This is a genomic window from Kitasatospora sp. NPDC059795 (genome assembly GCF_042732175.1).
Taxonomy (GTDB): Bacteria; Actinomycetota; Actinomycetes; order Streptomycetales; family Streptomycetaceae; genus Kitasatospora.
In genome coordinates this window covers 1-22,954 of record NZ_JBHWID010000011.1, presented here as the reverse complement: position 1 = coordinate 22,954, position 22,954 = coordinate 1, and the positions used below count along the sequence as shown (strand labels likewise).

22 protein-coding genes are annotated in these 22,954 nt (G+C 74.0%); 16 read left to right on the top strand and 6 right to left on the bottom strand.

The window, feature by feature from the left end; all coding sequences use genetic code 11:
* The first annotated feature begins 32 nt into the window (after positions 1 to 32).
* From ACFV4P_RS22425 to ACFV4P_RS22405, 5 genes are all read left to right on the top strand, one after another.
* A complete protein-coding gene (locus ACFV4P_RS22425) occupies positions 33 to 1,841 on the top strand; it encodes a putative Ig domain-containing protein (RefSeq protein WP_380473644.1) in 1,809 nt (602 codons plus the stop codon).
* Positions 1,842 to 1,928: 87 nt separating this feature from the next.
* Positions 1,929 to 2,627 carry a class F sortase gene (locus tag ACFV4P_RS22420; protein WP_380473643.1) on the top strand — a complete coding sequence of 233 codons (699 nt, stop codon included), beginning with the start codon at positions 1,929 to 1,931 and terminating at the stop codon, positions 2,625 to 2,627.
* Positions 2,628 to 2,863: 236 nt separating this feature from the next.
* Positions 2,864 to 3,904, top strand: coding sequence for a polyprenyl synthetase family protein (locus ACFV4P_RS22415; RefSeq protein WP_380473641.1), 1,041 nt, complete (start codon positions 2,864 to 2,866; stop codon positions 3,902 to 3,904).
* A gap of 227 nt (positions 3,905 to 4,131) precedes the next feature.
* Positions 4,132 to 4,515, top strand: coding sequence for a hypothetical protein (locus ACFV4P_RS22410; RefSeq protein WP_380473639.1), 384 nt, complete (start codon positions 4,132 to 4,134; stop codon positions 4,513 to 4,515).
* A 131-nt stretch (positions 4,516 to 4,646) separates the two neighbouring features.
* The gene (locus tag ACFV4P_RS22405; protein WP_380473638.1) at positions 4,647 to 5,585 is read left to right on the top strand and encodes a TIGR01777 family oxidoreductase; all 939 of its coding nucleotides are present in this window, start codon (positions 4,647 to 4,649) and stop codon (positions 5,583 to 5,585) included.
* 32 nt (positions 5,586 to 5,617) lie between these two features.
* On the opposite strand, the gene ACFV4P_RS22400 is transcribed toward ACFV4P_RS22405, so the two are convergent.
* Together ACFV4P_RS22400 and ACFV4P_RS22395 are read right to left on the bottom strand one after the other, a co-directional pair.
* On the bottom strand, positions 5,618 to 6,808 hold the full coding sequence (locus tag ACFV4P_RS22400; RefSeq protein ID WP_380473636.1) for a GyrI-like domain-containing protein: 1,191 nt from the start codon (positions 6,806 to 6,808) through the stop codon (positions 5,618 to 5,620).
* A gap of 62 nt (positions 6,809 to 6,870) precedes the next feature.
* On the bottom strand, positions 6,871 to 9,267 hold the full coding sequence (locus ACFV4P_RS22395; protein WP_380473634.1) for a glycoside hydrolase family 65 protein: 2,397 nt from the start codon (positions 9,265 to 9,267) through the stop codon (positions 6,871 to 6,873).
* Positions 9,268 to 9,400: 133 nt separating this feature from the next.
* On the opposite strand from ACFV4P_RS22395, the gene ACFV4P_RS22390 reads away from it, so the two are divergent.
* Positions 9,401 to 10,444 carry an alcohol dehydrogenase catalytic domain-containing protein gene (locus tag ACFV4P_RS22390; RefSeq protein ID WP_380473632.1) on the top strand — a complete coding sequence of 348 codons (1,044 nt, stop codon included), beginning with the start codon at positions 9,401 to 9,403 and terminating at the stop codon, positions 10,442 to 10,444.
* A gap of 56 nt (positions 10,445 to 10,500) precedes the next feature.
* On the opposite strand, the gene ACFV4P_RS22385 is transcribed toward ACFV4P_RS22390, so the two are convergent.
* A complete protein-coding gene (locus tag ACFV4P_RS22385; protein ID WP_380473630.1) occupies positions 10,501 to 11,916 on the bottom strand; it encodes an MBL fold metallo-hydrolase RNA specificity domain-containing protein in 1,416 nt (471 codons plus the stop codon).
* 470 nt (positions 11,917 to 12,386) lie between these two features.
* Positions 12,387 to 12,941 (bottom strand): hypothetical protein, encoded by a 555-nt coding sequence (locus tag ACFV4P_RS22380; protein ID WP_380473628.1) that lies wholly within the window; start codon positions 12,939 to 12,941, stop codon positions 12,387 to 12,389.
* Between the two features lie 184 nt (positions 12,942 to 13,125).
* Here ACFV4P_RS22380 and ACFV4P_RS22375 point away from each other — a divergent pair, with 184 nt between their 5' ends.
* The 3 genes from ACFV4P_RS22375 (at position 13,126) to ACFV4P_RS22365 (ending at position 14,810) form a co-directional block, all read left to right on the top strand.
* On the top strand, positions 13,126 to 14,208 hold the full coding sequence (locus ACFV4P_RS22375; protein WP_380473626.1) for a zinc-dependent alcohol dehydrogenase family protein: 1,083 nt from the start codon (positions 13,126 to 13,128) through the stop codon (positions 14,206 to 14,208).
* Between the two features lie 93 nt (positions 14,209 to 14,301).
* Positions 14,302 to 14,424: a hypothetical protein gene (locus tag ACFV4P_RS22370; protein ID WP_380473624.1), complete on the top strand. Its 123-nt coding sequence runs from the start codon at positions 14,302 to 14,304 to the stop codon at positions 14,422 to 14,424.
* Positions 14,421 to 14,810 carry a hypothetical protein gene (locus tag ACFV4P_RS22365; RefSeq protein ID WP_380473622.1) on the top strand — a complete coding sequence of 130 codons (390 nt, stop codon included), beginning with the start codon at positions 14,421 to 14,423 and terminating at the stop codon, positions 14,808 to 14,810. The genes ACFV4P_RS22370 and ACFV4P_RS22365 overlap by 4 nt, the downstream gene beginning before the upstream one ends.
* Positions 14,811 to 15,002: 192 nt before the next feature.
* Here ACFV4P_RS22365 and ACFV4P_RS22360 read toward each other — a convergent pair whose 3' ends face one another.
* A complete protein-coding gene (locus ACFV4P_RS22360) occupies positions 15,003 to 15,293 on the bottom strand; it encodes a hypothetical protein (protein WP_380473620.1) in 291 nt (96 codons plus the stop codon).
* 33 nt (positions 15,294 to 15,326) lie between these two features.
* The gene (locus ACFV4P_RS22355) at positions 15,327 to 16,820 is read right to left on the bottom strand and encodes an MFS transporter (RefSeq protein ID WP_380473618.1); all 1,494 of its coding nucleotides are present in this window, start codon (positions 16,818 to 16,820) and stop codon (positions 15,327 to 15,329) included.
* Between the two features lie 217 nt (positions 16,821 to 17,037).
* On the opposite strand from ACFV4P_RS22355, the gene ACFV4P_RS22350 reads away from it, so the two are divergent.
* From ACFV4P_RS22350 to ACFV4P_RS22320, 7 genes are all read left to right on the top strand, one after another.
* On the top strand, positions 17,038 to 17,409 hold the full coding sequence (locus ACFV4P_RS22350; protein WP_380473616.1) for a YciI family protein: 372 nt from the start codon (positions 17,038 to 17,040) through the stop codon (positions 17,407 to 17,409).
* Between the two features lie 243 nt (positions 17,410 to 17,652).
* A complete protein-coding gene (locus ACFV4P_RS22345) occupies positions 17,653 to 17,835 on the top strand; it encodes a hypothetical protein (protein WP_073810530.1) in 183 nt (60 codons plus the stop codon).
* 89 nt (positions 17,836 to 17,924) lie between these two features.
* Positions 17,925 to 18,593, top strand: a complete 669-nt coding sequence (locus tag ACFV4P_RS22340) for a hypothetical protein (protein ID WP_380473614.1) — start codon at positions 17,925 to 17,927, stop codon at positions 18,591 to 18,593.
* Positions 18,590 to 19,504 (top strand): DUF6895 family protein, encoded by a 915-nt coding sequence (locus tag ACFV4P_RS22335; RefSeq protein ID WP_380473612.1) that lies wholly within the window; start codon positions 18,590 to 18,592, stop codon positions 19,502 to 19,504. Before ACFV4P_RS22340 ends, ACFV4P_RS22335 begins: the two co-directional genes overlap by 4 nt.
* Positions 19,501 to 20,466, top strand: a complete 966-nt coding sequence (locus tag ACFV4P_RS22330; RefSeq protein WP_380473611.1) for a serine hydrolase domain-containing protein — start codon at positions 19,501 to 19,503, stop codon at positions 20,464 to 20,466. The genes ACFV4P_RS22335 and ACFV4P_RS22330 overlap by 4 nt, the downstream gene beginning before the upstream one ends.
* Positions 20,467 to 20,720: 254 nt before the next feature.
* Complete coding sequence (locus ACFV4P_RS22325; RefSeq protein ID WP_380473609.1) at positions 20,721 to 21,209, top strand: GerMN domain-containing protein; 489 nt, start codon at positions 20,721 to 20,723, stop codon at positions 21,207 to 21,209.
* Between the two features lie 365 nt (positions 21,210 to 21,574).
* Positions 21,575 to 22,813, top strand: a complete 1,239-nt coding sequence (locus ACFV4P_RS22320) for a peptidase S8 (protein ID WP_380473607.1) — start codon at positions 21,575 to 21,577, stop codon at positions 22,811 to 22,813.
* Positions 22,814 to 22,954: the final 141 nt, after the last annotated feature.

Below are 22,954 nucleotides of genomic sequence, written 5' to 3'. Positions count from 1 at the left end.
GGGTCGTGGTGGCGGGGTCGTCGCTGTGGTCGGTGCCTCCCGCTTCGGCGGCGACGGTGGACATCCGCACGGTGTGCACGGCCTCGACCACCTCGGGCACGACGATCACCCTGACCGGCCACTGCGCCACCACGGACAACCTGACCGTCCCGGACGGCTTCACCCTCGACGGCGGCGGCCACACGATCACCGCGACCGACCCGTCCCCGGCGAACCCGCTGCTGGGCGCGGTGGTGAGCAATGCCGGCGCGACGATGACCATCAAGAACCTGACGGTGCAGGGAAGTTACCTGCCCCGGGCGCCCGGCGACTCCACCACGAACGCGGCGTTCTTCGGCATCAGGTTCCTGTCCGCGTCGGGGTCGCTGTCGAACGTGACGGTCACCGGCATCACCCGGCACCAGACGTACAACTTCGGCCAGGGCATCACGGTGGACGCCACCGCCGGAGGCCCGCAGACCGTGACGGTCACCGACGTCAAGGTGTCGGACTTCCAGAAGAACGGCCTGACCGCCAACGGCGCCGCGACCATGAACGTCACCGGCTCCACACTGGGCCCGCCGGACGAGACCGTCCCGCTGCCCGCGCCGCCGATCACCGGCAACATCGCGCAGAACTCGGTGCAGTACTTCAACTCCAGCGGCAGCTTCACCCACAACTCGGTGGTGACGTACACCGCCAACAACTCGGTGAGCAGCTCCACCGGGATGCTGCTGTTCACCGCGGACAACGTGACCGTCGACCACAACACGTTCACCGGCCCGAACGGCGCGGACATCGGGATCAACGTCACCGGCGGCACCGACATCGTCATCTCGTACAACGACATCGACCGCTCCCCCGTCCAGCCGCCGCTGCGCGACTTCTGGGGGTACGGCGTGGCGGGCTACAGCGGCGCCGCATCGACCACCACGTTGATCTGCAACACCTTCTCCGGGTGGAACCAGAACCTGTTCGGGGGCCTGACCCAGCCGCCGTGCGTCATCACCCCCCGGCTGAAGGACGGGACGGTCGGCGTCGGCTACTCGGACGTGGTCGAGGCGGTCACCGAGAACCCGAACCCGGAGTTCACCTGGACGGTCGTCGCCGGCGACTTCCCGCCGGGGCTGACGCTGAACCCGGACGGGACGATCACCGGCACCCCGACCACCCCCGGCAGCTACACCTTCACCGTCCAGGTCTCGGACCCGGTCGACGGCACCGCGACCCGCCAGTACACCATCGTCGTCTCCGGGCAGGCCCCGGGCGTGTCGCTCGCCAAGACGGCGACCGCCACGGACGACGACGGGCGGCCGATCGACGAGCTCACCGCGGCCGGTGACGTGGTGACCTACCGCTACGACGTGACCAACACCGGCAACGTGCCGCTGGGCGGGCTGACGGTCGACGAGACCGGGTTCTCCGGCAGTGGGACGCTCGGCCCGATCACCTGCTCCCCCACCGCGCTGGGCGACACCCTCCCGGTGGGAGCGTCCACCCACTGCACCGCGACGTACACGGTCACCGAGGCCGACATCGCCGGCGGCGGGTCGCTGCGGAACACGGCCACCGCCTCCGGCGTGGGCCCCGACGGGGCCAGGGCCACCTCCGACCCGGCGAGCACCTCGCTGCCGATCGTCGCGGCCGGTCCCACGCCCACCCCGACGCCGAAGCCGACTCCCGAGCCCACCAAGTCTCCGGGCCACCAGCGCCCCGGGGGCCCGGCGGTCGACACCGGCGGGTCGCCGGCCGACACCGCCGGCGCGCCGTCCACGGCGTGGCAGGCCGCCGGCGCGGTGGCGCTGCTGGTGACCGCCGCGGGCCTGACCACCGTCGCGCTGCGCCGCCGGAGCCGCCGCTGAGGCAGCGAACGCGTCCGGTGCGCCGCCCGCCGACCCTCCGGGGCCGGCGGGCGGCGCCGTCCCCACCCCGGAGGAGGAGCAGCGCCCATGACCGCGGAACGCCACGACGACGCCCCCGGCAGCGGCCGGTCGCGGCGGGCCGGCCGGCTGTTGCCACTGCTGATCGCGGCGTCGCTGGCCGGCGCCGCGCTGCTGGGCCGCAGCGCCCTCGGCCCCCACCCCGGGCGGGCCGCGCCGGCGGGCGTGGACATGAACGGCAGGCCCGTCCAGCTCGACCCCGGCGGGGGTCTGGCCCCGCAGCAGCGGCAGCAGCAGGACGCGAAGCCGGAGGGCGCGGGCCGGTTCGTCGTTCCGTCGGTCGGGCTGGACGTGCCGCTGGGGACGATGAACGAGGTCGCGGGGTCGGTGGTGCCGCCCGGGTTCGCCTCCGCCTTCCTGATCGTCAACCTCGGCGCCCCGACTTCACCCGCGACGGGCACGGTGTACGTGGCGATGCACTCGCTCCGGTGGGGTGCGGTCGGCCCCGGCAACTACCTGTTCGCCCCGGAGACCGGCACGTCGAAGGTCGCACCGGGCGCGGCCGTCTTCGCAGGGGGCGTCCGCTACGTGGTCGACGGGGCCACCGCCGTCCCGAAGGCCGAGCTGCCGGACGCGGACGCGATCTGGGCCGACGTGCCCGGCCGGCTGGTGGTGCTGACCTGCCTGGAGCGGCCCGACAACTCCCCGGCGGTGGACAACTTCGTCATCGTCGCGCACCTCGACCCGTCCGGCGCGGACCCGCGCTGATCCGACCCCCCCGGTGTCCAATGTCCGGCATCCGGTTCGGTGTTGGGGCCGGCGGGTAGGAGCCCCGTGGGCCACGCCCCGGACGGTGCGCCCGAGGCGTGCGCGGGGTGAGTGGCCGCCCCGGCGAAATCTGGTGACCTCCCGTGGCCTCCGACGGAACGGCCCGCACAGCCCCAGCCCCCTCGACGCCCCGGCCCCCGTGGCGGCGGCCCGGGCTGGACGAGGTGCGGCGGCGGGTGGACGGGGTGCTCGACGCGTTCGTCGACCGCAAGGCCGCCGAGGCCCGCCGGGCCGGGCTGCCCGACGACGTGCCGGTCGCCCTGGCGGCCTTCGTCGGGGCGGGCGGCAAGCGAATCCGTCCGCTGCTGTGCGTGCTGGGCTGGCAGGCGGCCGGCGGCACGGGCGCGCGGGGGCTCGACCGGGCGGTGCAGGTGGGGGCGGCGTTGGAGATGTTCCACGCGTTCTGCCTGCTCCACGACGACGTGATGGACGACTCCGCCACCCGGCGCGGGCAGCCGACGGTGCAGCGGGCCCTGGCCGCCCGGTACCGGGCGGGCCGCTCCCGGGAGCTGGCGGACGCCGTCGGCGCCGGCGCCGCGATCCTCGCCGGGGACCTCGCGCTGCTCTGGTCCGACGAGCTCCTCCAGGATCCCGTGCACGGCCCGGACCCGGCCGCCGCCGCCCGCCTGCGGCCGCTCGTCGGGCTGATGCGCGAGGAGGTCATGTACGGCCAGTTCCTCGACCTGATCGCGACGGGCCTGCCCACCGCCGACACCGGGCCGGCGCTGACCGTGATCCGCTACAAGACCGCCAAGTACACCTGCGAGCGGCCGCTCCAGCTCGGCGCCGCCCTCGCCGGGGCGGACGAGACGTTCCAGCACCGGCTGAGCGCGTTCGCGCTGCCGCTGGGAGAGGCGTTCCAGCTGCGCGACGACCTGCTCGGCGCGTTCGGCCGCCCCGAGCAGACCGGCAAGCCCGCCCTCGACGACCTGCGCGAGGGCAAGCACACCGTCCTCGTCAGCCTCGCCCGCCGGTCCGTCACCCCCGCCCGGGCGCCGCTGCTGCACGCCCTGTACGGCAACTCCCGGCTGGACGAGGAGGACGCGGGACGACTGCGGGCACTCCTGCGGGACACCGGCGCGGACCGGGCCGTCGAACGCATGATCACCGAACGGTACGAACAGGCGGCAGCCGTCCTGGACGGCCTGCCGGTACCCGCCGAAGTGCGGGAGCAGCTGCGGGTGCTGGCCGACACGGCCGCCTGGCGGACGTCCTGACCGGCGAGTCGGCGGGCGCGGGCCGGTACGGGCGGTGGCCGGTGCGGGCGGTGGCCGAACACGGTCGGTGGCGGAATGGCGGTCGTTTCGGCGGGGTGATGCTGCGTCAAACTCCTTGCATGGCGAGCTTTCAGGCAAGGAAAGCCATTGGCGACGCCCACGAGCGGCGTGTCGCCCAGGAACTCGAGAACCGCCGGTGGTCCGTGAGCGCATGGGGCCAGGGGATCATGGGGGAGCCGATCCGGCGGGCGTTGCGTGCGACGAACAGTTCCCTCCGGTGGACGCCGGACCTCATCGCCGCGCGGGACGGGCGGATCGTCCTGCTCGACTGCAAGGGCAGCATGACCAGCGCGGCCAGTCGGCGGCACGTCGTGGAGCGGGCGGCGGTCGTGGCGCACCTGCAGCTCGTCGCCTGGACGCAGCTGCCCCTGTACTACGTCTTCGACAATCTCGACCTCCTCGACCCGCACGAGGCGCTCGGCCGCGGCCGGGTCGGGCCCGCGTCCCCGGCCGGGTCGGGCACGCCGTACCTGCTGGTGCCGGTGGCCCGTTCGCTCGGCTTCGACGAGGTGTTCGGGATTCCGCAGGAGCCCGCCGCCTCGGCGGCCTGACGCCCTCCACGGCCGGGGGCCTCCGCGGACGGGGGCCTCCGCCCACCGCCCCTGGCCACGGCGGACGCAGCTTTTGAACGTGTTCACTTTTCGCTGGGCTCACCCCTGCACCATCCAAGGGGAGGGTTCTGATGAAGATCGTGCTGCCCGGGGGCACCGGGAACGTGGGCCGGCTGCTGGAACGGGAGTGGACCGCCGCCGGACACCGGGTGGTGGTCCTGAGCAGGCGGCCGGGGCACGGGGAGGTCCGCTGGGACGGGCGGACGCTCGGCGAGTGGGCCGAGGAGATCGACGGGTGCGACGTGGTGGTCAATCTCGCCGGGCGGAGCGTCAACTGCCGTTACACCGAGGCGAATCTGCGGTCCATGATGGACTCGCGGGTGCAGTCCACCCGGGTGGTGGGCGAGGCGATCACGGCGGCCGCCCGGCCGCCGAAGCTCTGGCTCCAGATGAGCACCGCCACCATCTACGCCCACCGCTTCGACGCGGGCAACGACGAGGCCACCGGCCTGATCGGCGGCGACGAGCCGGGCGTGCCGGGGTACTGGGCCTACAGCGTCGACATCGCCAAGGCCTGGGAGCAGGCGCAGCAGGACGCCGACACGCCGCACACCCGCAAGGTCGCGCTGCGGACCGCGATGGTGATGAGCCCGGGCCGGGGCGGCGCGTTCGACCTCATGTTGCGGCTGGCCCGGCTGGGCCTCGGCGGGCCGGTCGCGGGCGGGCGCCAGTACATGTCGTGGATCCACGGCGACGACCTGGTCCGCTCCCTCGACTTCCTGATCGAGCGCGACGAGCTCGACGGGCCGGTGAACCTCTCCTCCCCCAACCCCGTCCCGTACCGCGACTTCTTCCGGGCGATCCGGACGGCCCGGGGCATCCCGGTGGGCCTCCCCGCGACCCGCTGGATGGCCGAACTCGGCGCGTTCGCCGTCCGGTCGGACACCGAACTGCTCCTCAAGAGCCGCCGCGTCCTCCCGGGCCGCCTGCTGGCGGCCGGCTTCGACTTCCACCACCCGCACTGGCCGGAGACCGCCGCCGACCTGGTCCGACGCATCCGCACCGCGTAGCGCCCTCGGGCCCACTCCCCCGTCGTCCGGGCTCAGGGCGCGGCGGCGGGTCCGACCGGCTGGCGGAGGACGGTTCTGAGCTTTTCGGGGGCGGTCCTGCGGGGGTCGCCGAGGTAGATCTCGTGGTGCTTGTGGGTGGGGCGCAGGGAGTGGGCGGGCAGGTAGGCGTGGTGGAGGTCGTGGAGGGCGGGTGCTTCGTCGTCGTAGGGGCCGAGGTGGAGCAGTTGGGCGCTCGGGCCTTCGTGCAGGGTGAGCCGGCGGACCCGGTCGATCGTCGGGAGTCTCTTCTTGGCGAGTGCGACCTGCCGGGCGTCGTCGATCATCTGCTCGGTGATCCGGTCGGGCAGGCTGATCAGCATGGTCCAGTTCCAGGTGTCCTTCGCCCGGTCGGTGAACGCCTCGGGCTTCTCGGCCCACCACAGGCCCTCCAGCGGGCCGACCACGAAGTCGCCGCCCTCGGCGGTGCTCTTGGCCGCGAACTTCAGGGTGTAGGCGACGGCGTAGAGCGCCTCGACGGCGGCGGCGTACGCGGGGGCGGTGTTGGGGTTCCCGGTGCCGTCGACGGCGAGGAACTGCTGCGCGGGGACGTCGATCACCTCCCAGGCGGTGTTCCTGGGCGCGTAGAGCGCTTTCAGGTCCTTCTTGACGTCGTACGGCGCCATGCGCTGCGAGCCTCCGTTCTGTCGGGCGTCGCCCAGCGATGCCCGGTAGCGGTCCAACCAGGCCTGTTCGGCCCGTAGTTGGCTGAGCGAGTAGTCGAAGATCGCGCGCACGAACTCGGGCGCGGCCGGCCCGGCGGCCTCGGCCCTCGTCACCTCGGCGATCCGTTCGGCGAGTGCCCGGGCGCGCCGTTCCAGGGCGTCGAGCAGCCGGTCGTGGTCGACGGCGGGCCGGTTGGCGAGGCCGACCAGGACGCGCGGGAAGAGCGGGTGGAGTTCGGCGATCGCCTCCTCGGCGGCCGCCGCGCAGGCCCGCCGCCCCTCGGCGGTCGCGCCGAACACCTTGCGCCGTTTGTCGCCCGGGTCGGCGGAGCCCTCGACCTGCTCGATCAGCCCGCGCTCGCGGAGCTTCGTCAGCAGGTAGTAGATCGAGCTGAAGCCGACCTCGGTCCACTCCCGCATGCCGCGCTCGGCGATCACGGCTTCCAGCTGGTACCCGTGCCGGGGCTGCTCCACGAGCAGTCCGAGCAGGGTCAGTTCGGCGGCGGTCAGGCTCGGTTCCATGCCGATATCCTAGCGCTGGAATAGTCGGGCACGGGCCCTCTCCGTGGCAGTGCCTGCGGGTTTCACAGCCGGAAGGTGTGGCTCTGTCCGGGGCGGAGCAGGGTGCTCTCGCCGCGTACGGCGATGCGGACGGGGTCGACGGGGTCCGGATCGAGGGCGACGGTGACGTGTCGGCGGTCGACGGTGATCCGCAGGGTGCGCCGGCCGCGGTGGCGCAGGTCGAGGGTGATGCTGTGCAGGGCGCCGGGCAGGTGCGGGTCGAGCCGGACGCCGTCCTCGCTCGACTCCAGCCCGGTGTAGCAGCGTTGCAGCAGGTCGACGGCGCCGGCCATCGCGCCGAGGTGGATGCCCTCGCGGGTGGTGCCGCCCTGCGCGTCGTGCAGGTCGGCGGTGAGGGCGTCGCGGAAGTGCCGCCAGGAGGCGTGGGGGTCGCAGCGGCCGAGGACCCAGGCGTGGACGACGGAGCTGAGGGTGGAGCCGTGGACGGTGCGGTCGAGGTAGTAGTCGACGGTGCGGCGCATCAGTTCGTCCCCGGCGGGGTGGCCGAGCCGGCGCAGCAGGCCGTGGACCTCGCGGGCGGGGAACAGGTACCAGAGCATCAGGACGTCGGCCTGTTTGGAGGCCCGGTACCGGTTGACGGTGTCGCCCTCGGCTTCCAGGATCCGGTCGAGGCGGCGCAGGTCGGGGTAGCGCCGGTGGTAGGTGTCCCAGTCGAGTTCGGCGAGCCGCCGGTAGCCGTCGAACTGGCTGATCACGCCGTCGTGGAAGGGCACGTGCAGGTGGTGGCCGATGTCCTGCCAGTGGTCGGTCTCCGCGGTGTCGAGGGCGAGCCGTTCGGTGAGTTCGTCGCGCCGGCGGGCGGGGAGGGCGTGCAGGGCGTCGCGGGCGCGGGCGAGGACCCAGGAGGCGAGGACGTTGGTGTAGGCGTTGTCGTCGAGTCCGGGGGCGTCGGCCCAGGGGTAGGCGTCGTGGTACTCGTCCGGTCCGAGGACGCCGCGGATCGACCAGTGGCCGCGGGCGGGGTCGTGGGTGGCGGCGGAGGCCCAGTAGCGGGCGATCTCCAGCAGGGTTTCGGCGCCGGCTTCGGCGAGGAAGTCGTGGTCGCCGGTGGCCCGGTAGTACTCCCAGATGTTGTAGGCGACGGCGGAGCCGATGTGGCGTTGCAGATGGGTGTGGTCGGGCAGCCAGTGGCCGGAGCGCGGGTTGAGGTGCACCCGGGGCGACTGTTCGCGGCCGTCGGCGGCGCTCTGCCAGGGGTAGGCGGCGCCGCGGCAGCCCTCGGCGCGGGCGGCGCGGCGGGCGGCGTCGAGGCGGCGGTGGCGGTAGCGCAGGGCGGCGCGGGCGAGTTCGGGGAAGCGCAGGTCGAGCACGCGCAGGACGAACAGTTCGTCCCAGAAGACGTGGCCGCGGTAGGCCTCGCCGTGCAGGCCGCGGGCGGGGACGCCGACGTCGAGGTCGGCGGAGTGCTCGGACCAGGACTGAAGCAGGTGGAACAGGTCGAGGTGCAGCGGGCCGGGGTCGGGGAAGTCGGCGTCGATCCGGCAGCGTCGCCACAACTGCTCCCAGCGCCGGGCGTGTTCGGCCAGCAGCCGGTCGAAGGCGGGTGCTTCGGCGGCGAGTCGGCGGGCGGCGTCGAGCGGGTCGCCGGTGGCGGGGTCGTGCGAGGTGTGGACGGCGACGACCTTGTCGACGGTGACGGGCAGTCCGGGGGCGACGTCGAAGGCCAGCGTCTGCGCGACCTGTCCGGGGCGGGCCTCGCCGTGGAGTGCGACGCAGCCGGGCTGCACCCGGTGGCGGGCGGCGAGGGCGATGCGCCGGCCCGCGCCGGTGGCCACCTCCAGCCACAACTCGCCTTCGGGGCACGCCTCTTGGCGCAGCGGGGTGAGGTGGTGGCTGTCGAGTCCGGCGTACCGGGGGACGCCCGCGTTGGTGACGGCGCCGTCGAGGGCGGAGCGGACGTCGAGCCGGCCGGACCAGTTCTCGGCGGTGAGTTCGGTCTCCAGTGCGGCGAGGTGCGGCCGGGCCTGGCTGGCGAGGCGGCGCTGGACGAGTCGGGTGCGCCGTCCGGCGGCGTCGACGCAGACCGCCCGGCGGGTCAACACGCCCCGGCGCAGGTCGAGTTCGAGTTCCTGTTCGGCGGGCGGGCCGGCGAACCACTCGCCGTCGGCGGGGCGGAAGGTGACGGGCAGCCAGTTGGGGCAGTTCACCAGGTCCTCGTGGGTGAACACCCGTCCGCCGATGACGGAGTCGGTGCGGTCGTAGCAGCCCGCCAGGTAGGTGCCGGGGTAGTGCTCGCCGCCCGCGACGGCTTCGGGCGCGGCGCCGCGGGTGACCAGGTAGCCGTTGCCGACGGCGCACAGGGCTTCGCGCAGGCCTTCCTCGGCGGGCGCGTACCCGGTGCAGCGGAGTGTCCACGGATCGGGCATCGGGCAGCCGGTCCCGGTCGGGTCGGGTTCCACGGCTCACCTCCGTTCGCGCGCCGGGCCCCTTCCTCAGTGTGCCCACCGATCGGGTGACGGGCAGCCCCGTGGCCGGGGGCGGGCGGTGCGGTGAAGCTGGTAGGTGGGGGCACCGGCGATGGGAGCGAGAGCGATGAAGGCGCTGACGTACCACGGGCCCGGCCGCCGCACCTGGGGCGACGTCCCCGATCCGGTGGTCCGGGACCCGGAGGACGCGGTGGTCCGGGTGGACGCCGTGACGATCTGCGGCACGGACCTGCACATTCTCAAGGGCGACGTGCCGGAGGTCGCCGAGGGCCGGATTCTCGGCCACGAGGCGGTCGGCACGGTCGTCGAGGCGGGCAGCGCGGTGCGCACCGTCGCGGCGGGCGACCGGGTGCTGGTGTCGTGCGTGTCGGCCTGCGGGCGCTGCGCCTACTGCCGGGCGGGCGTGTACGGGCAGTGCCTGGGCGGCGGCGGCTGGATCCTCGGCCACCTGGTCGACGGCACCCAGGCCGAACTGGTGCGGACCCCGTTCGCGGACAACTCGCTGCACAGGCTGCCGGACGCGGTGAGCGACGAGACGGCGCTGATGTTCGCCGACATCCTGCCGACGGCGTACGAGGTGGGGATCCGCAACGGCCGGGTGGGGCCCGGCGACACGGTGGTGATCGTCGGCGCGGGCCCGGTCGGGCTGGCGGCGGTGGCCGCGGCCCGGCTGTACACGCCACGCCGGATCGTCGTGGTCGACCTCGCGGAGAGCCGGCTGGCGGCGGCGAGGGCGGCGGGCGCGGACGAGACGGTGCGGGCCGGCGAGGATGCGGAGGAGGCGGTGCGGGCGCTGAGCCCGGACGGGCTGGGCGTCGACGTGGCGATCGAGGCGGTCGGCATCCCGGACACCTTCGAGCTGTGCACCCGCCTGGTGCGCGCGGGCGGCCGGGTCGCGAACGTCGGCGTGCACGGCAGGCCCGCCGTGCTGCACCTGGAAGACCTGTGGATCCGGAACGTCACCGTCACCACGGGCCTGGTCGACACCAGCTCCACGCCGCTGCTGCTGGGCCTGCTGGAGGCCGGCAAGTTGTCCGTGGACGGGCTGGTCACGCACCGTTTCGGGCTGGACGAGATGCCGGAGGCGTACGACGTCTTCGCCGACTCCGCGGGCAGCGGGGCGCTGAAGGTCGCGCTGTTCCGGACCTGAGAGCCATCGGCTCGGGCGGACCGTCGGCGGACCGTCGGCGGACCTTGCTCGGACCGTCAGCGGACGAGGACGCGTTCGCCGGAGCGCGGCACGACGGCCGTCCAGCCGAGTTCCCGGTCGATCCGGTCGCGCAGGGCCTGGGAGCTGTCCGGTTCGCCGTGCACCAGGTAGGTGGCGGACGGCGCGGGGGCGGGGCGCAGCCAGTCGACGATCTCGGCGGCGTCCGCGTGCGCGGAGAACGCGGGGACGTTGACGACCTCGGCGCGGACGGGCACGTAGCCGCCGTACATCTTCAGCACCCGCGTGCCGTCGACCAGGTCGCGGGCGCGGGTGCCGACGGCGGCGTAGCCGACCACGATCACGGTGTTGCGGGGGTCGGGCAGCAGCCGGTGCAGGTGGTGCACGACGCGTCCGCCGGTGGCCATTCCGGAGGCGGACACCAGGATCGACGGCACGCTGCTGTGCTCCAGTTCGAGCGACTCGGGGAGGGAGCGGACGGCCCGGAACGGTTCGGGGCTGATCGCGGCCTCCCCCCGGGCGAGGACGTCGGGGCGCAGCTCGGGGGCGTGTTCGGCGAAGGCGTCGCGGTAGATCCGCAGGGTGGCGAGCGCCATCGGGCTGTCCACGTACACGGGGGCGCCGGCGGGCAGACGGCCGGCGCGACGGAGTTCGGCGAGCCGGTGCAGCACCACTTCGGTGCGGTCGACGGCGAAGGACGGGATCACGACGGTGCCGCCGCGGGCCAGCGTGCGGTGCAGGGCCTGGGCGAAGTGCTCGCGGGCGGCGGTCTCCTCGTGGGTGCGGTTGCCGTAGGTGGACTCCATCAGCAGCACGTCGGCGCCGGTGAACGGATCGGGCGGGTTGAGCAGGGGGTGGACGGGCCGGCCGAGGTCGCCGCTGGCGGCGAGGGTGCGGCCGTCCTCAAGGGTGAGGTGCGCCCAGGACGACCCGAGGATGTGTCCGGCGGGATGCAGGCGCAGCACCGTCCGGTCGGCGATCTCGATCTCGGAGCGCGGCCGGACGGGGTCGAACAGGCGCAGGGTGCGTTCGACGTCCTCCGCGGTGTACAGCGGCAGGGCGGGGCGGTGCTTGGACCAGCCGTGCCGGTTGGCGTGGTCGGCGTCCTCCTGGAGCAGGTGGGCGCTGTCGCGCAGGATCAGTTCGGCGATCCGGGCCGTGTACGGGGTGGTGAAGATCGGCCCGCGGAAGCCGTCGGCGACCAGGCGCGGCAGGTACCCGCAGTGGTCGAGGTGGGCGTGGGTGAGAACCACGCAGTGCACGTCGGCCGGGTCGAGCGGCAGCGGCCGCCGGTTGCGGCGCCGCAGGTCGGCCAGGCCCTGGAACAGGCCGCAGTCGATCATGATCCGGGCGTGGTCCGTCTCCACCATGAACTTGCTGCCGGTGACGGTGCCGATCCCGCCGAGAAAGGTGAGCAGCCCCGGCCGGGGTGTCGGTGCGGGCTGGTTCTCCATGGCGACCTCCGGGATTCCGCTCCCAGCATCCACCGCCCCACCCCCACCCGCACCGGCCGGCCGGCCGGGCGGGCGGGCGATACGCCCGCCGGCCGGGCGGCGCACCGACGGAGGGGACGGCGACGACGCCCCTACGCACGTCGGCCAGTCAGCTCGGCTGTTGCCGCGTCGACTTGGGCTCGAACTGCCGACATCCGGCATCCCACCGGCTACGACACACCGCGATGGCCGAGCGGCGCGCCCGGCACTCCCGCCTGCACCGGCCGACCGGTTGGGCCGACAACACGTCCCGACCCGCTCATCGGTGCCGGTCCAGCAGGTGGGCCGCTCCCGCTGGGCCGGGGCTCGACCTGTTGGTGCTCGGCCTCCCCCGGGTACGCGGCGGCCTTCCGCCCCTGGACACCGAGCGCCGGTGACCAGGCCCGCCCGCACGGCCGCAGGCAGCCCGCGGCCCCGTCGGCGCATCGCGGTCAGCTGGGCTGGCGGCGTGTCCACTGGGGCTCGAACTGCTGCCACTCGGCGTCCCAGCCTGCGTAGCGGCGGCGGTCGAGCAGGATCGACACGCCCCGCCACGCCAGGATGCTGAGCAGCGGCACGGCGGTGGCGGTGAGCAGGGCGGCCGTCACGGCGACGGCGGCGGCCTCGCCCGCGCCGGCGGGTTGCGGGACGACCTGGCCGTCGTCGTCGAGCCAGATCCGTACGGGGGTGCCGGCGGGTTGGCCCGCGGTGACGACGGCGCTGGCGCGGTGGTCGGCGCCGTCGGTGTTCCAGGCGACGGCGGCACGGGTGGTGGTGACGCCGACGGCGACGGGGACGTCGGCGAGGAGCCGGGCCGTCTGCGGGTGCCGGGTGGCGGCCTCTTCCCGGACGGCCCGGGCCTGATCCTGGTGGACGGCGAGGCCGACGGCGAGCGCGGCGGGGACTCCGCCGATCGCGACCACGAGCAGCAGTCGCGCCGCCCACCACTGCAGGCGGTCGCTGCTCCGCCGCAGGGGGTTCTTCCGTTGCCGCGGGTGCACCTGCATGCCGCCCGCCTCCTCACCGCTCGACCGGGCCTCTCTCCACCCCCAGCCTGTCCCGGACGGCGGCGCAGCGACATGGTCCGGACGGCCCTGTCCGCCCGACGATCGGCCCGGTTCGCCGGGTCCGGTCGTCCTGGCGGCGCGGTCGGAGGACGCTGAAGGAGGGGCTGGAAGGACGGGGCGAACGATGGGTGCGACGGGATCGTCGGGTGTGCGGGACGGCGCGTGGGTGGTGGCCCGCCCCGGGCCGGTGGGCGGCGGGGACGGGCCGCTGGAGTGGGAGCGGCGGCCGCCGCCCGTCCCCGGTGCGAAGGACGTGCTGGTCGAGGTGGAGGCGTGCGGGGTGTGCCGCACCGACCTGCACCTCGCCGAAGGGGATCTGCCGCCGAGGGTGCCGCGGTGCACGCCCGGCCACGAGGTGGTGGGCCGGGTGGCGGCGGTCGGCCCGGACGTCACGGAGTTCGCGGTCGGCGACCGGGCCGGGGTGGCCTGGCTGGCGGGGGTCTGCGGGCACTGCCGGTACTGCCTCGGCGGGCGGGAGAACCTGTGCCCGGCCTCGACGTACACCGGCTGGGACCGGCCCGGCGGCTACGCCGGGTTCGTCACCGCCGACGCCCGCTTCGCCTATCCGCTGCCGGACGGGCCGCCCGCCGAGGAGCTCGCGCCGCTGCTGTGCGCGGGCATCATCGGCCATCGGGCGCTGGCCCGGGCGAACCTCCCGCCGGGCGGCCTGCTCGGCCTCTACGGTTTCGGCGCGTCCGCCCACCTGACCGCGCAGATGGCGCTGGCCCGGGGAGCGCGGCTGGCCGTGTTCACCCGGGGCGCGGCGGCGCGCGACCTGGCGCGGGAGCTCGGCGCGGGCTTCGCGGGTGACTCCTTCGACCCGCCGCCGGAGCCGCTGGACGCGGCGATCCTGTTCGCCCCGGCCGGCGAGCTGGTCCCCGTCGCCCTCGCCGCCCTGGACCGGGGCGGCACCCTCGCCGTCGCCGGGATCCACCTCACCGACATCCCCGCCCTCGACTACCGGCGCCACCTGTTCCAGGAACGCACCCTGCGCAGCGTCACCGCCAACACCCGGGCGGACGGCCGCGACTTCCTCGCCGCCGCCGCCCGCGTCCGCCCGTCGGTCCACCTCACCCGCTACCCGCTGCGCGACGCCCCCACCGCCCTCGCCGACCTCGCGGCGGACCGGGTGACGGGCGTCGCGGTCCTGCTGCCCGACTGGGCGGCTACGGGTGACTCGGGGTCGGGCCGCCGGAGCGAGCGATGACGGGCCGAAGGCCCTCGACAGCGACGTGATCTCCGGCGAACATGGTGGCTGTCCGCGAGTGATGCGGGCGAACAACGTGACAGGGGTGGCGAGTTGGAAGCACGAATCACTGTCGTCGGCGATGACGGTGACGACCTGTCGTCGCTGCACGCGTGGCTGGTCGACGAGGACGGGCTCCGGGGCCGGGCCGGCGTCGAGCGGTGTCCGAGCCGGTGAGCAGCGGAAACGCGGTGATCCTCGAAGCGGGCACACCGTTCGAGAGCCGACTGGCCGACGTCGTCGCCGCATGGGCGGGTCGCGGGAAGTCGGAGGCCTGGCTCGTCACCGGCGCGGCGTTCTTCGCCGTCTACCTCTGGTCCCTCGCCGAGAAGAAGCAGGGCCACGCCCTCAACCCCCTCACCAGCGCCTTCGTCGACGCCTCGCACCAGGGCATCGGCGGCTCCGACGGATGGTCCGACATGCTGTGGGAGCGGGCGCGCTGCGCCTGCCACGGAGAGCGGTGGAAGAAGGAGAACCTCAACGTCTGTCTCAACTGCCTCCGCTACCAGTGCATGTACCTGGACTGGACCTGCGAGGCATGCGGTGGCCGGACGGTCGGCTGAGGTCGGCTGAGGGCTGTCCCGGTTGGCCGAGTGAGACGACAAGGCCCTCGAACGACGCTCCCGGACCCGGCCTGCCCACTGCACGGACCCGGCATCGACCCTGCACCGAGGCAGGTCCACCGACATCGCCACTGGCACGGACTGGTGCCTCACCGTGCCGCCGGTGCCGGCCGGGTGGCGCGGCCCCGGCGGTCAGTCGCCGACGAACCACAGGTAGTGGTGCGGCCCCCGCTGGACGATCTGGCACAACTTGCGTGTCTGGTCGACCCATTCGCCGTCGCAGGCGGGCGGGAGGCGGTCGAGTTCGGCGAGCAGCCGTGGCACCTGACGCTCGTTGAAGACGGCGTCGCCGTACGGGATCAGCGCGCACAGCATCGGGAACTGTGCCGGGTCGAGGTCGGCGAAGGCCGAGGTCCACCGCACCCCGGCCGCTGCCCGGGCCACGATGTCGCCGCTGTCGCCGCGCACCTGCATGTTGATCATCGGGCGAGCGTAGCGGCGGCCGCGCCGTCGCGGCTAGGCGTGGCTCGCCTCGGGTTCCAATGCCGGTGCTGTCGTGGCGGGTTGGCGCATGGTGAGGACGAGGACGGTGAGGGCGGCGAAGAGCGCGGCGGCGGTGAGGCCGGTGACGTGGAGGGCGGCGGTGAAGGCGTCGCGGGCGTGCTGAAGGAGCGTCGCGGCCTGGTCGGCGGGGAGTCGTGGGGCGGTGGCGACCGCGCCGGCCAGGGAGTCGGAGGCGCCGTCCATGCGGTCGCGGTAGACGACGGCGGCGAGGACGCCGAGCAGGGCGAAGCCGAGCGAGCCGCCGAGGTAGTTGCCGGTCTCCGACATGGACGCGGCGGAGCCGGCCCGTTCCGGGGCGACGGAGCCGAGGACGATGCCGGTGCCGAGGGCGAACAGCGGGCCGGTGCCGAGGGCGAGGACGGTGATGCCGGTGATCACGAGCCACAGGGAGCCGTCGACGAGGGCCAGCAGCAGGCCGCCGAGCGCGGAGAGGGCGAGGCCGCCGGCGATCGCGGTGGTCTGCTTCACGCGGCGGGCGAGGGCGGGTGCGGTCATGGTGCCGGCGGCCACGCCGAGGCCCATGGGGGCGAACAGGACGGCCGAGACGGCCGGCGAGTGGTCGAGCACGTTCTGCAGGTACTGGGTGACCAGCAGTCCGGTGCCGGCCATCGCGACACCGGCCAGGACCAGCCCGACCAGCACGGCCGTGAACGGCCGGCTGCGCAGCAGTCGCAGGTCCAACAGCGGTTCCTCGACGCGCAGTTGACGGCGGACGAAGAGCACGCCGAGCACCGCGCCGACGAGCAGCGCGACCGCCGGGACGGTCGACGACCCGCCCGCGACGCCGTCCACGGCCAGCTGCTTGACGCCGTACACCAGCAGCAGCATCGCGGCCAGCGACAGCCCGACGCCGACCGGGTCGAGGCGTCCCGCCCGTTCGCTGCGGAACTCGGGGAGCAGGGCCGGTCCGGCGATCAGCAGCAGCGCCATCGGCGGCACGGCGAGCAGGAACACCGAGCCCCACCAGAAGTGCTGGAGCAGCACCCCGGCCAGCACCGGCCCGAGCGCGCCGCCCGCGAACTGTCCGGTCGCCCAGATCGCGATGGCCCGGCCGCGTTCGCGGTCGTCGCGGAACATGGTGGTGATCAGCGACAGCGTGGACGGGGCGAGGGTCGCGCCGGCGACGCCCAGCAGGGCGCGGGTGACGATCAGCATCAGCGGGTCGACGGCGAACGCGGCCACCACGGACAGCACGGCGAACGCCGCCGCGCCGGTCAGCAGCAGCCGGCGGCGGCCGATCCGGTCGCCGAGGGTGCCCATGGTGATGACCAGGCCGGCCACCATGAGTCCGTAGCTGTCGCTGATCCACAGCTGTTCGACGTTGTCCGCCCCCAGGTCGGCGCTCAGCCGCGGGAGCGCCAGCAGCAGGGCCGTCACGTCCATCGCGACGATGAATGTCGGCAGCATGAGCAGGGCCAGCCCCCACCGTGCCCGGTCGATTCGCATCTCCGAAAGCTCCGTTCCTCTGCGACCCTTCGGGACCGTCTCCCGAGGGTTTCGCCGGGTGGTCGGAGCGGTCGGCCGCTTCTCGACACCTCCGGCCGGGAAGTCCGGGAAATCTCGGAAAGTTTTCCGGCCGGAGGTGTCGAGCGGGCGTCGGCGGCTCCGACCACCGGGACGAGGGGCCCCGGCCGGGGCCTCGGTGAACGAGGAGGAGTGCGTGATGAGGTTCCAGATCGGCCTGCACATCGACCCGGCGGCGATGGACGCCCTGACGGACCGGGAGAAGGCGGAACTCGGCAGCGGGCACGGCCGGTTCATCCAGGAGCTGAAGGACTCCGGGGAGCTGGTCCTGACCCAGGCGCTGGCGGATCCGGCGCAGTCGGTGGTGGTCGCGGTGCGCGACGGGCGGCCGGTGGTGACGGACGGTCCGTTCCTGGCGGCGAAGGAGTTCCTGGGCGGCTGCTACCTGGTGGAGTGCGAGAACCGGGAGCGGGCGATCGAGCTGGCGGCGCGGATCCCCGACGCGGCGATTCCCGGCCTGGGTGTGGAGGTGCGTCAAGTGATCTTCTCCGACGGCGAGTTGAGCGCCTGACAGCTCCACCCGACCGAGGGCCTGGGCGCGTGCGCGCCCAGGCCCTCGGCGCGTTCGCGAGGGGATCCGCCACCCACCCGAACGACGCGCACATGACACGAAATCACGCCCCGGGGCAGGCAGGTCCACATCAACAAAGGGGGCGGTGACTCCACATGCGCCGATCCGGGGGCGCACCTAGCGTGGGGAGAGGACATCGCCGATCCGACGATGACGTCCGTCCTTCCCAAGGAGGCGTATCCGATGCTTGTCGAGACTGTGCCGACCACGGTGACGACGACCGAACTCGGAGTCGTGAAGGCCCTGATGACCGAGGGCGAGTCGACTGTCAGCGGCGCGCCGCTGTACCAGCCCGAGGCCGCCGGCCTGCTGCTGCTCCTCGGTCTGCTCCTGCTCTCCCCGAAGGAGCCCGAGGAGGAGGAGTAGCACCGTTCAGCAGGACCGTTCAGCAGGACCGTTCAGTAGCACCGTTCCCGCATCAGATCCGAGGAAATTCCTAGGAAAGTAGCCCATCCATGCCGTTCGCCGATTCGCCCCAGCGGGAGTTCGCCGCCGCGACCGAGTGGGCGGCAGGCCGCGCCCTCGACGCTCTCACCGGCGCCGAGGGCGCGGTTCTCCTCGCCGCGCCGGAGCCGCAGGCCATGCTCGCCGCCGACCGTGTGCTCGGCCCGGACGTGTTCGCGCCGGGCCTGCTCACCGGCAGTCCGACCCCGCCGGAGACCGCCGCCCGCGTCGCCGAGGCGTTCCTGCTCTTCCCCGCCGACTGGTCCGAGGTGCACGCGTGGCGCGACCTGGCCACCGCCGAACTCCTCGGCCGCGCCGGGCACGACGTGCCGGTGGCCGACCCGCCCCCGCCGCCCGGCCCCGACGAGAGCGGCTGGCAGCGCTGGTCGGTGCTGATGGCGCAGCTCTCCGGCCTGGCCCTGCCGACCCTGGACGGCCCGGTGCAGCAGTTGGCCCGCGAGCACGTGCTCGCGCTGGCCCGGGGCGCGAGCCGTTCGATGCTGCGGCGCGACCACCGCACCGCGACCCGGCTGGCCCGCTGGCTGGCCTGGCTGCAGAGCACCGGCACCCCGCCGCTGCTGGAACTCCGGCCGCTGCTGCGGCATCTCGCGCTGACCGGCGACGGCTCCGCGCGCACCGCCCTCGACCTCGCTGTCGCCGACCGATTGGCCGCCGCATGAACGAGACGCTGTCCGCCGACTGCCACCGGCTCGCCACCCGCTCCTTGGAGTGGCTGCAGAGGACCCACGAGCAGGGCAACGGCCTCCTGCCGCCGGACGACGACATCGACGTCTCCGACCCCAACAACGCGTACAAGCCGATCGGCGAGGCGGCGCTCGCCGCGTCCCTGGTGCTGCGCGAGAAGGCCGTCCTCGGCCCGGCCGAGCGGGACCGTGCGCGCGCGGTGCTCGACTTCGGCTGGCAGCAGTTGCGCCAGGGCGAGCTGCTGTACGAACGGCAGTTCCGGAACATCCTGCTCAGCGACCCGTTGGAGTTGTACGGGCACTTCCACCGTTCCGGCTACCGGCACGCGCCGCTGGACGAACTGCTGGCCGGCCTGGACGGGTTGCGCTCCACGCACGCCCTGGAGGCGATGGCGAACCGGCGGCTGGCCACCGTCAACGCCCGGTACGTGATCGGGCTGGAGAGCCGGCCCGACTGGGACGCCCTCGCGAAGACCACCTGGCTCGGCGAGCGGCCGGAGCCGTGGGCGATCGACTGGATCACCGGCTACAACGTCACGCACGCCGTCTTCCACCTCACCGACTGGGGCGCGGTGCCCGGCCGGCTGCCCGAACCGATGCAGGACTACCTGGCGCTGTGGCTGCCGGTCTGGGTGGACATCTGGCAGGAGACCGGCCAGTGGGACCTGCTCGGCGAGCTGCTGATCGTGGACGCCTGCCTGTCCGAGTCGGTCTGCGATCCGCAGAGTTGGGCGCAGCTCGCGTCCGTCCAGCACGAGGACGGTCTGCTGCCGCGCGACCTGGACCCGGTCGACGAGGATCCGGCGCGGGCCTTCAAGGACAACGAACACACCGCCGTGGTGGGCGTGTTGGCCGGTACCCTGACCCTCGCCCGCGACCGGCGGTGAACCCGCGCCTCGCGGCGCTCGCCGCCACCGTGCCGCCCGACGCGGCCGTCGCGCTCGCCGTCGCCTCCCGCGACGGCGAGCAGTTGCTGTGCCGGGGCCGCACGGACGGCCGCTCCGGCGGGGCCGTGACGCCGGACACCGGTTTCGAGCTGGGCTCGGTGAGCAAGACGTTCACCGCGCTGCTGTTCGCCGAGTCGGTCGCCCGGGGCGAGTCGGGCCTGCGGGACGCCGTCACCGTCGACGGGACGCCGTTCACCCTGCTGCACCTGGCCACCCACACCTCGGGGCTCCCCCGGCTGCCGCCCGGGCTGCGGCGCTCGGCGCTGCCGGTCTGGTTCAGCAACCCGTACGCGGCGTTCCCGGCCGCCGAGTTGGACCGGGCGCTGGCCCGAACTCGCCTGCAGTTCCGCCCCGGTAGCCGGGTGCAGTACTCCAACTTCGGTGTCGGCCTGCTCGGGCGGGTGCTGGCCGAACGGGCCGACTCCACGTACCCGAAGGTGCTGGCCGAGCGGATCACCGGGCCGCTCGGGCTGACCGGCACGGGCTGCGAGCCGGGCGCGGCGGTCGGCCACCGGCGCGGACGCCCGCTGCCGCCGTGGCGGATTCCGGCCCTGCCGGGCGCGGGCGCCGTCCGCTCCACCCCCCGCGACCTGCTGCGTTTCCTCTCCCTGCACCTCGACCCGGCAGCCGCCCCGACCGCCGAGCTGGCGGCCGCGCTGCGCGACGTCCAGCGGCCGCGCCTGGTCAAGCCGCGCTCCGAGGACCGGATCTGCCTGGTGTGGAACCTGCGCCCGACCGCCGACGGCGCGGTGCTCTTCCACTCCGGCGGCACCCGCGGCTTCACCACCTTCGTCGGTTTCTCCCCGGACCGCGGCACGGCCCTGGCCGCCCTCACCAACGCCGGTCCGCGGGTGCACGGCCGGTTCATCCAGACCGCCTACCGGATCTTCCGAGGGCTCTGACAACGGGGAAGGGCCGCCGGCGCGGGGTGCGCCGGCGGCCCTTCGTTCACTGCCGGCGGGTCGGGCGGTGAACAACGGCGAGGTCAACAGCAGTGCGCCTGCGGCGAGCACGCCGACGGCGGCGCGTTTCGGCCTGCCGGGCCGCGAGGCCGCCGCCGTCGCGCATCGGCACGCGCGTGTTCCGCACCGACTCGACCCGCCCGACCGCCTACGGGAGCGCCGGGTGCGCGGATCGGGCCCGGATACTGGCAGCCATGACCCACCGTCACCGGCTCGTCCCCCTCGCCGCGGCCTCGGCCGCGCTGCTGGCGCTCTGCGGCTGCGCGATCGGCAGCACCGGGCCGGTGCTGGCCGGGCAGGCGGCCACCGGCGTCCGGCCGGGCACCCGGCTGTACTTCGTGGACCGGGGCGGCATCCGGCTGGCGCTGCGCGACGACACCCGGCGGGAGGAGCTTCAGGCGGCGCTGGACTCGCTGGTCGCCGGCCCGGATCCGGCCGAGCGGCGCGACGGCCTGTCCACCGAGCTGCCCGCGGGCGGCCGGGTCCGGGCGACCGTCACCCCCGGCGCCGTCACCCTCAGGCTCTCCTGGCCGACGGCCGCGCTCTCCGCCCCGGCGATCCAGCAGCTGGTCTGCACGGCCGAGGACGCCCCGACGGACGGGCCGGCACCGAAGGTGGCCATCGTCGGCAGCGAGGACCCGTCCGCGATCCGGCAGCAGTGCGAGCTGCACCGCACGGGCTGAGGTCACCACACGGGCTGAGGTCACCGCACGGGCCGAGGTCCGGCCGGCGGGAGACGCGCCGGATGAGAAACACAGGCGTCCTTTACCTCCGAAGTTCTGTGTATGGAGGAACCGTCACGCCGGGCGCTCCGGCGGTAAAGAGCGGGCCCAATCTGCCTGCCGCGCATTGCAGTTGACGGAACACCATCACTAGCGTCGGTGATGGCTCAACCGTGCGAATCCCCCGGTGCAGGGGCCCCGGTGCCCCCAGTCCTGCCGCTGCTCCTGCCTGCTCTGCCGCGTGTCCGGCGCATCCGCCGCGAGTTCGGCGCATCCGCCGCGGGCGGCCCCCTCTCCGCAGTGCCCCGACTTCAGGAGGCAGTTCCTTGCGTACCCCCACCGCGCCCACCCTCATCAGTGCCGCCGCGCTCGCGCTCACCGCGTTCACCGGCCTGGCCGCCGCGTCGCCGGCCGACGCCCAGTCCGCGCCCACCACGTACAGCAAGGGCGGGGTCTCCTGGGTGCGGGCGTGCGACACGCTCGCCAAGGGCGACACCATGGGTTGCCACGCGCTGAAGGTCACCAACGCCGTCCAGCACGTCAACGCCCTGGGCGTGACCCCGAACTCCACGCCGTCCGGCTACGGCCCGGCGGACCTGACCGGCGCCTACAACCTGCCGGCCAACGGCGGCGCGGGCGCGACCATAGCGATAGTCGACGCGTACGACGACCCGAACGCGGAGGCCGACATGGCGGTCTACCGCGCGCAGTACGGGCTGCCGGCGTGCACCACCGCGAACGGCTGCTTCAAGAAGGTCAACCAGACCGGCGGCAGCTCGATGCCGAGCGCCAACTCCGGCTGGGCGGGCGAGATTTCGCTCGACCTGGACATGGTCTCGGCGATCGCCCCGAACGCGAAGGTCATCCTGGTGGAGGCCACCAGCGCGACCATGGCCAACCTCGGCAAGTCGGTGAACGAGGCGGTCGCGCTGGGCGCGAAGTACGTGTCCAACAGCTACGGCGGCGGCGAGTCCTCCTCCGACAGCTCGTACGACTCCTCGTACTTCAACCACCCGGGCGTGGCCATCACCGTCTCCTCCGGCGACAGCGCGTACGGCGCCCAGTACCCGGCGGCCTCGAAGTACGTCACCGCGGTCGGCGGCACCTCGCTGAGCCGCAACTCGAGCGCCCGCGGCTGGGGCGAGTCGGTCTGGTACACCAACTCCACCGAGGGCACCGGCTCCGGCTGCTCCGCCTACGACGCCAAGCCGACCTGGCAGAAGGACACCGGCTGCTCCAAGCGCACCGTCGCCGACGTCTCGGCGGTCGCCGACCCGGCCACCGGCGTCGCGGTCTACCAGACCTACGGCGGCAGCGGCTGGGCGGTGTACGGCGGCACCAGCGCCTCGTCGCCGATCATCGCGGGCGTGTACGCGCTGGCCGGGACGCCGTCCTCCGGCTCCTACCCGTCCTCGTTCCCGTACGCGCACACCGGCTCGCTGTACGACGTGACCTCCGGCTACAACGGCAGCTGCTCGCCGAGCTACCTGTGCACCGCCGGCACCGGCTACGACGGCCCGACCGGCCTGGGCACCCCGAACGGCACGGCGGCCTTCACCGGCTGATCGCGCACCGCGCCCGAGGGCGGCGGGGGGGGGGGGGGGGGAAGGTGGCCTTCCAGCGGGGGCCGCGGGGCTTCGGCGCCGGGCGGTCGGGGCACGGCTCGGGACTGTCGCAGCCGGTGGGCCGCCGCCTGTCAGGACACC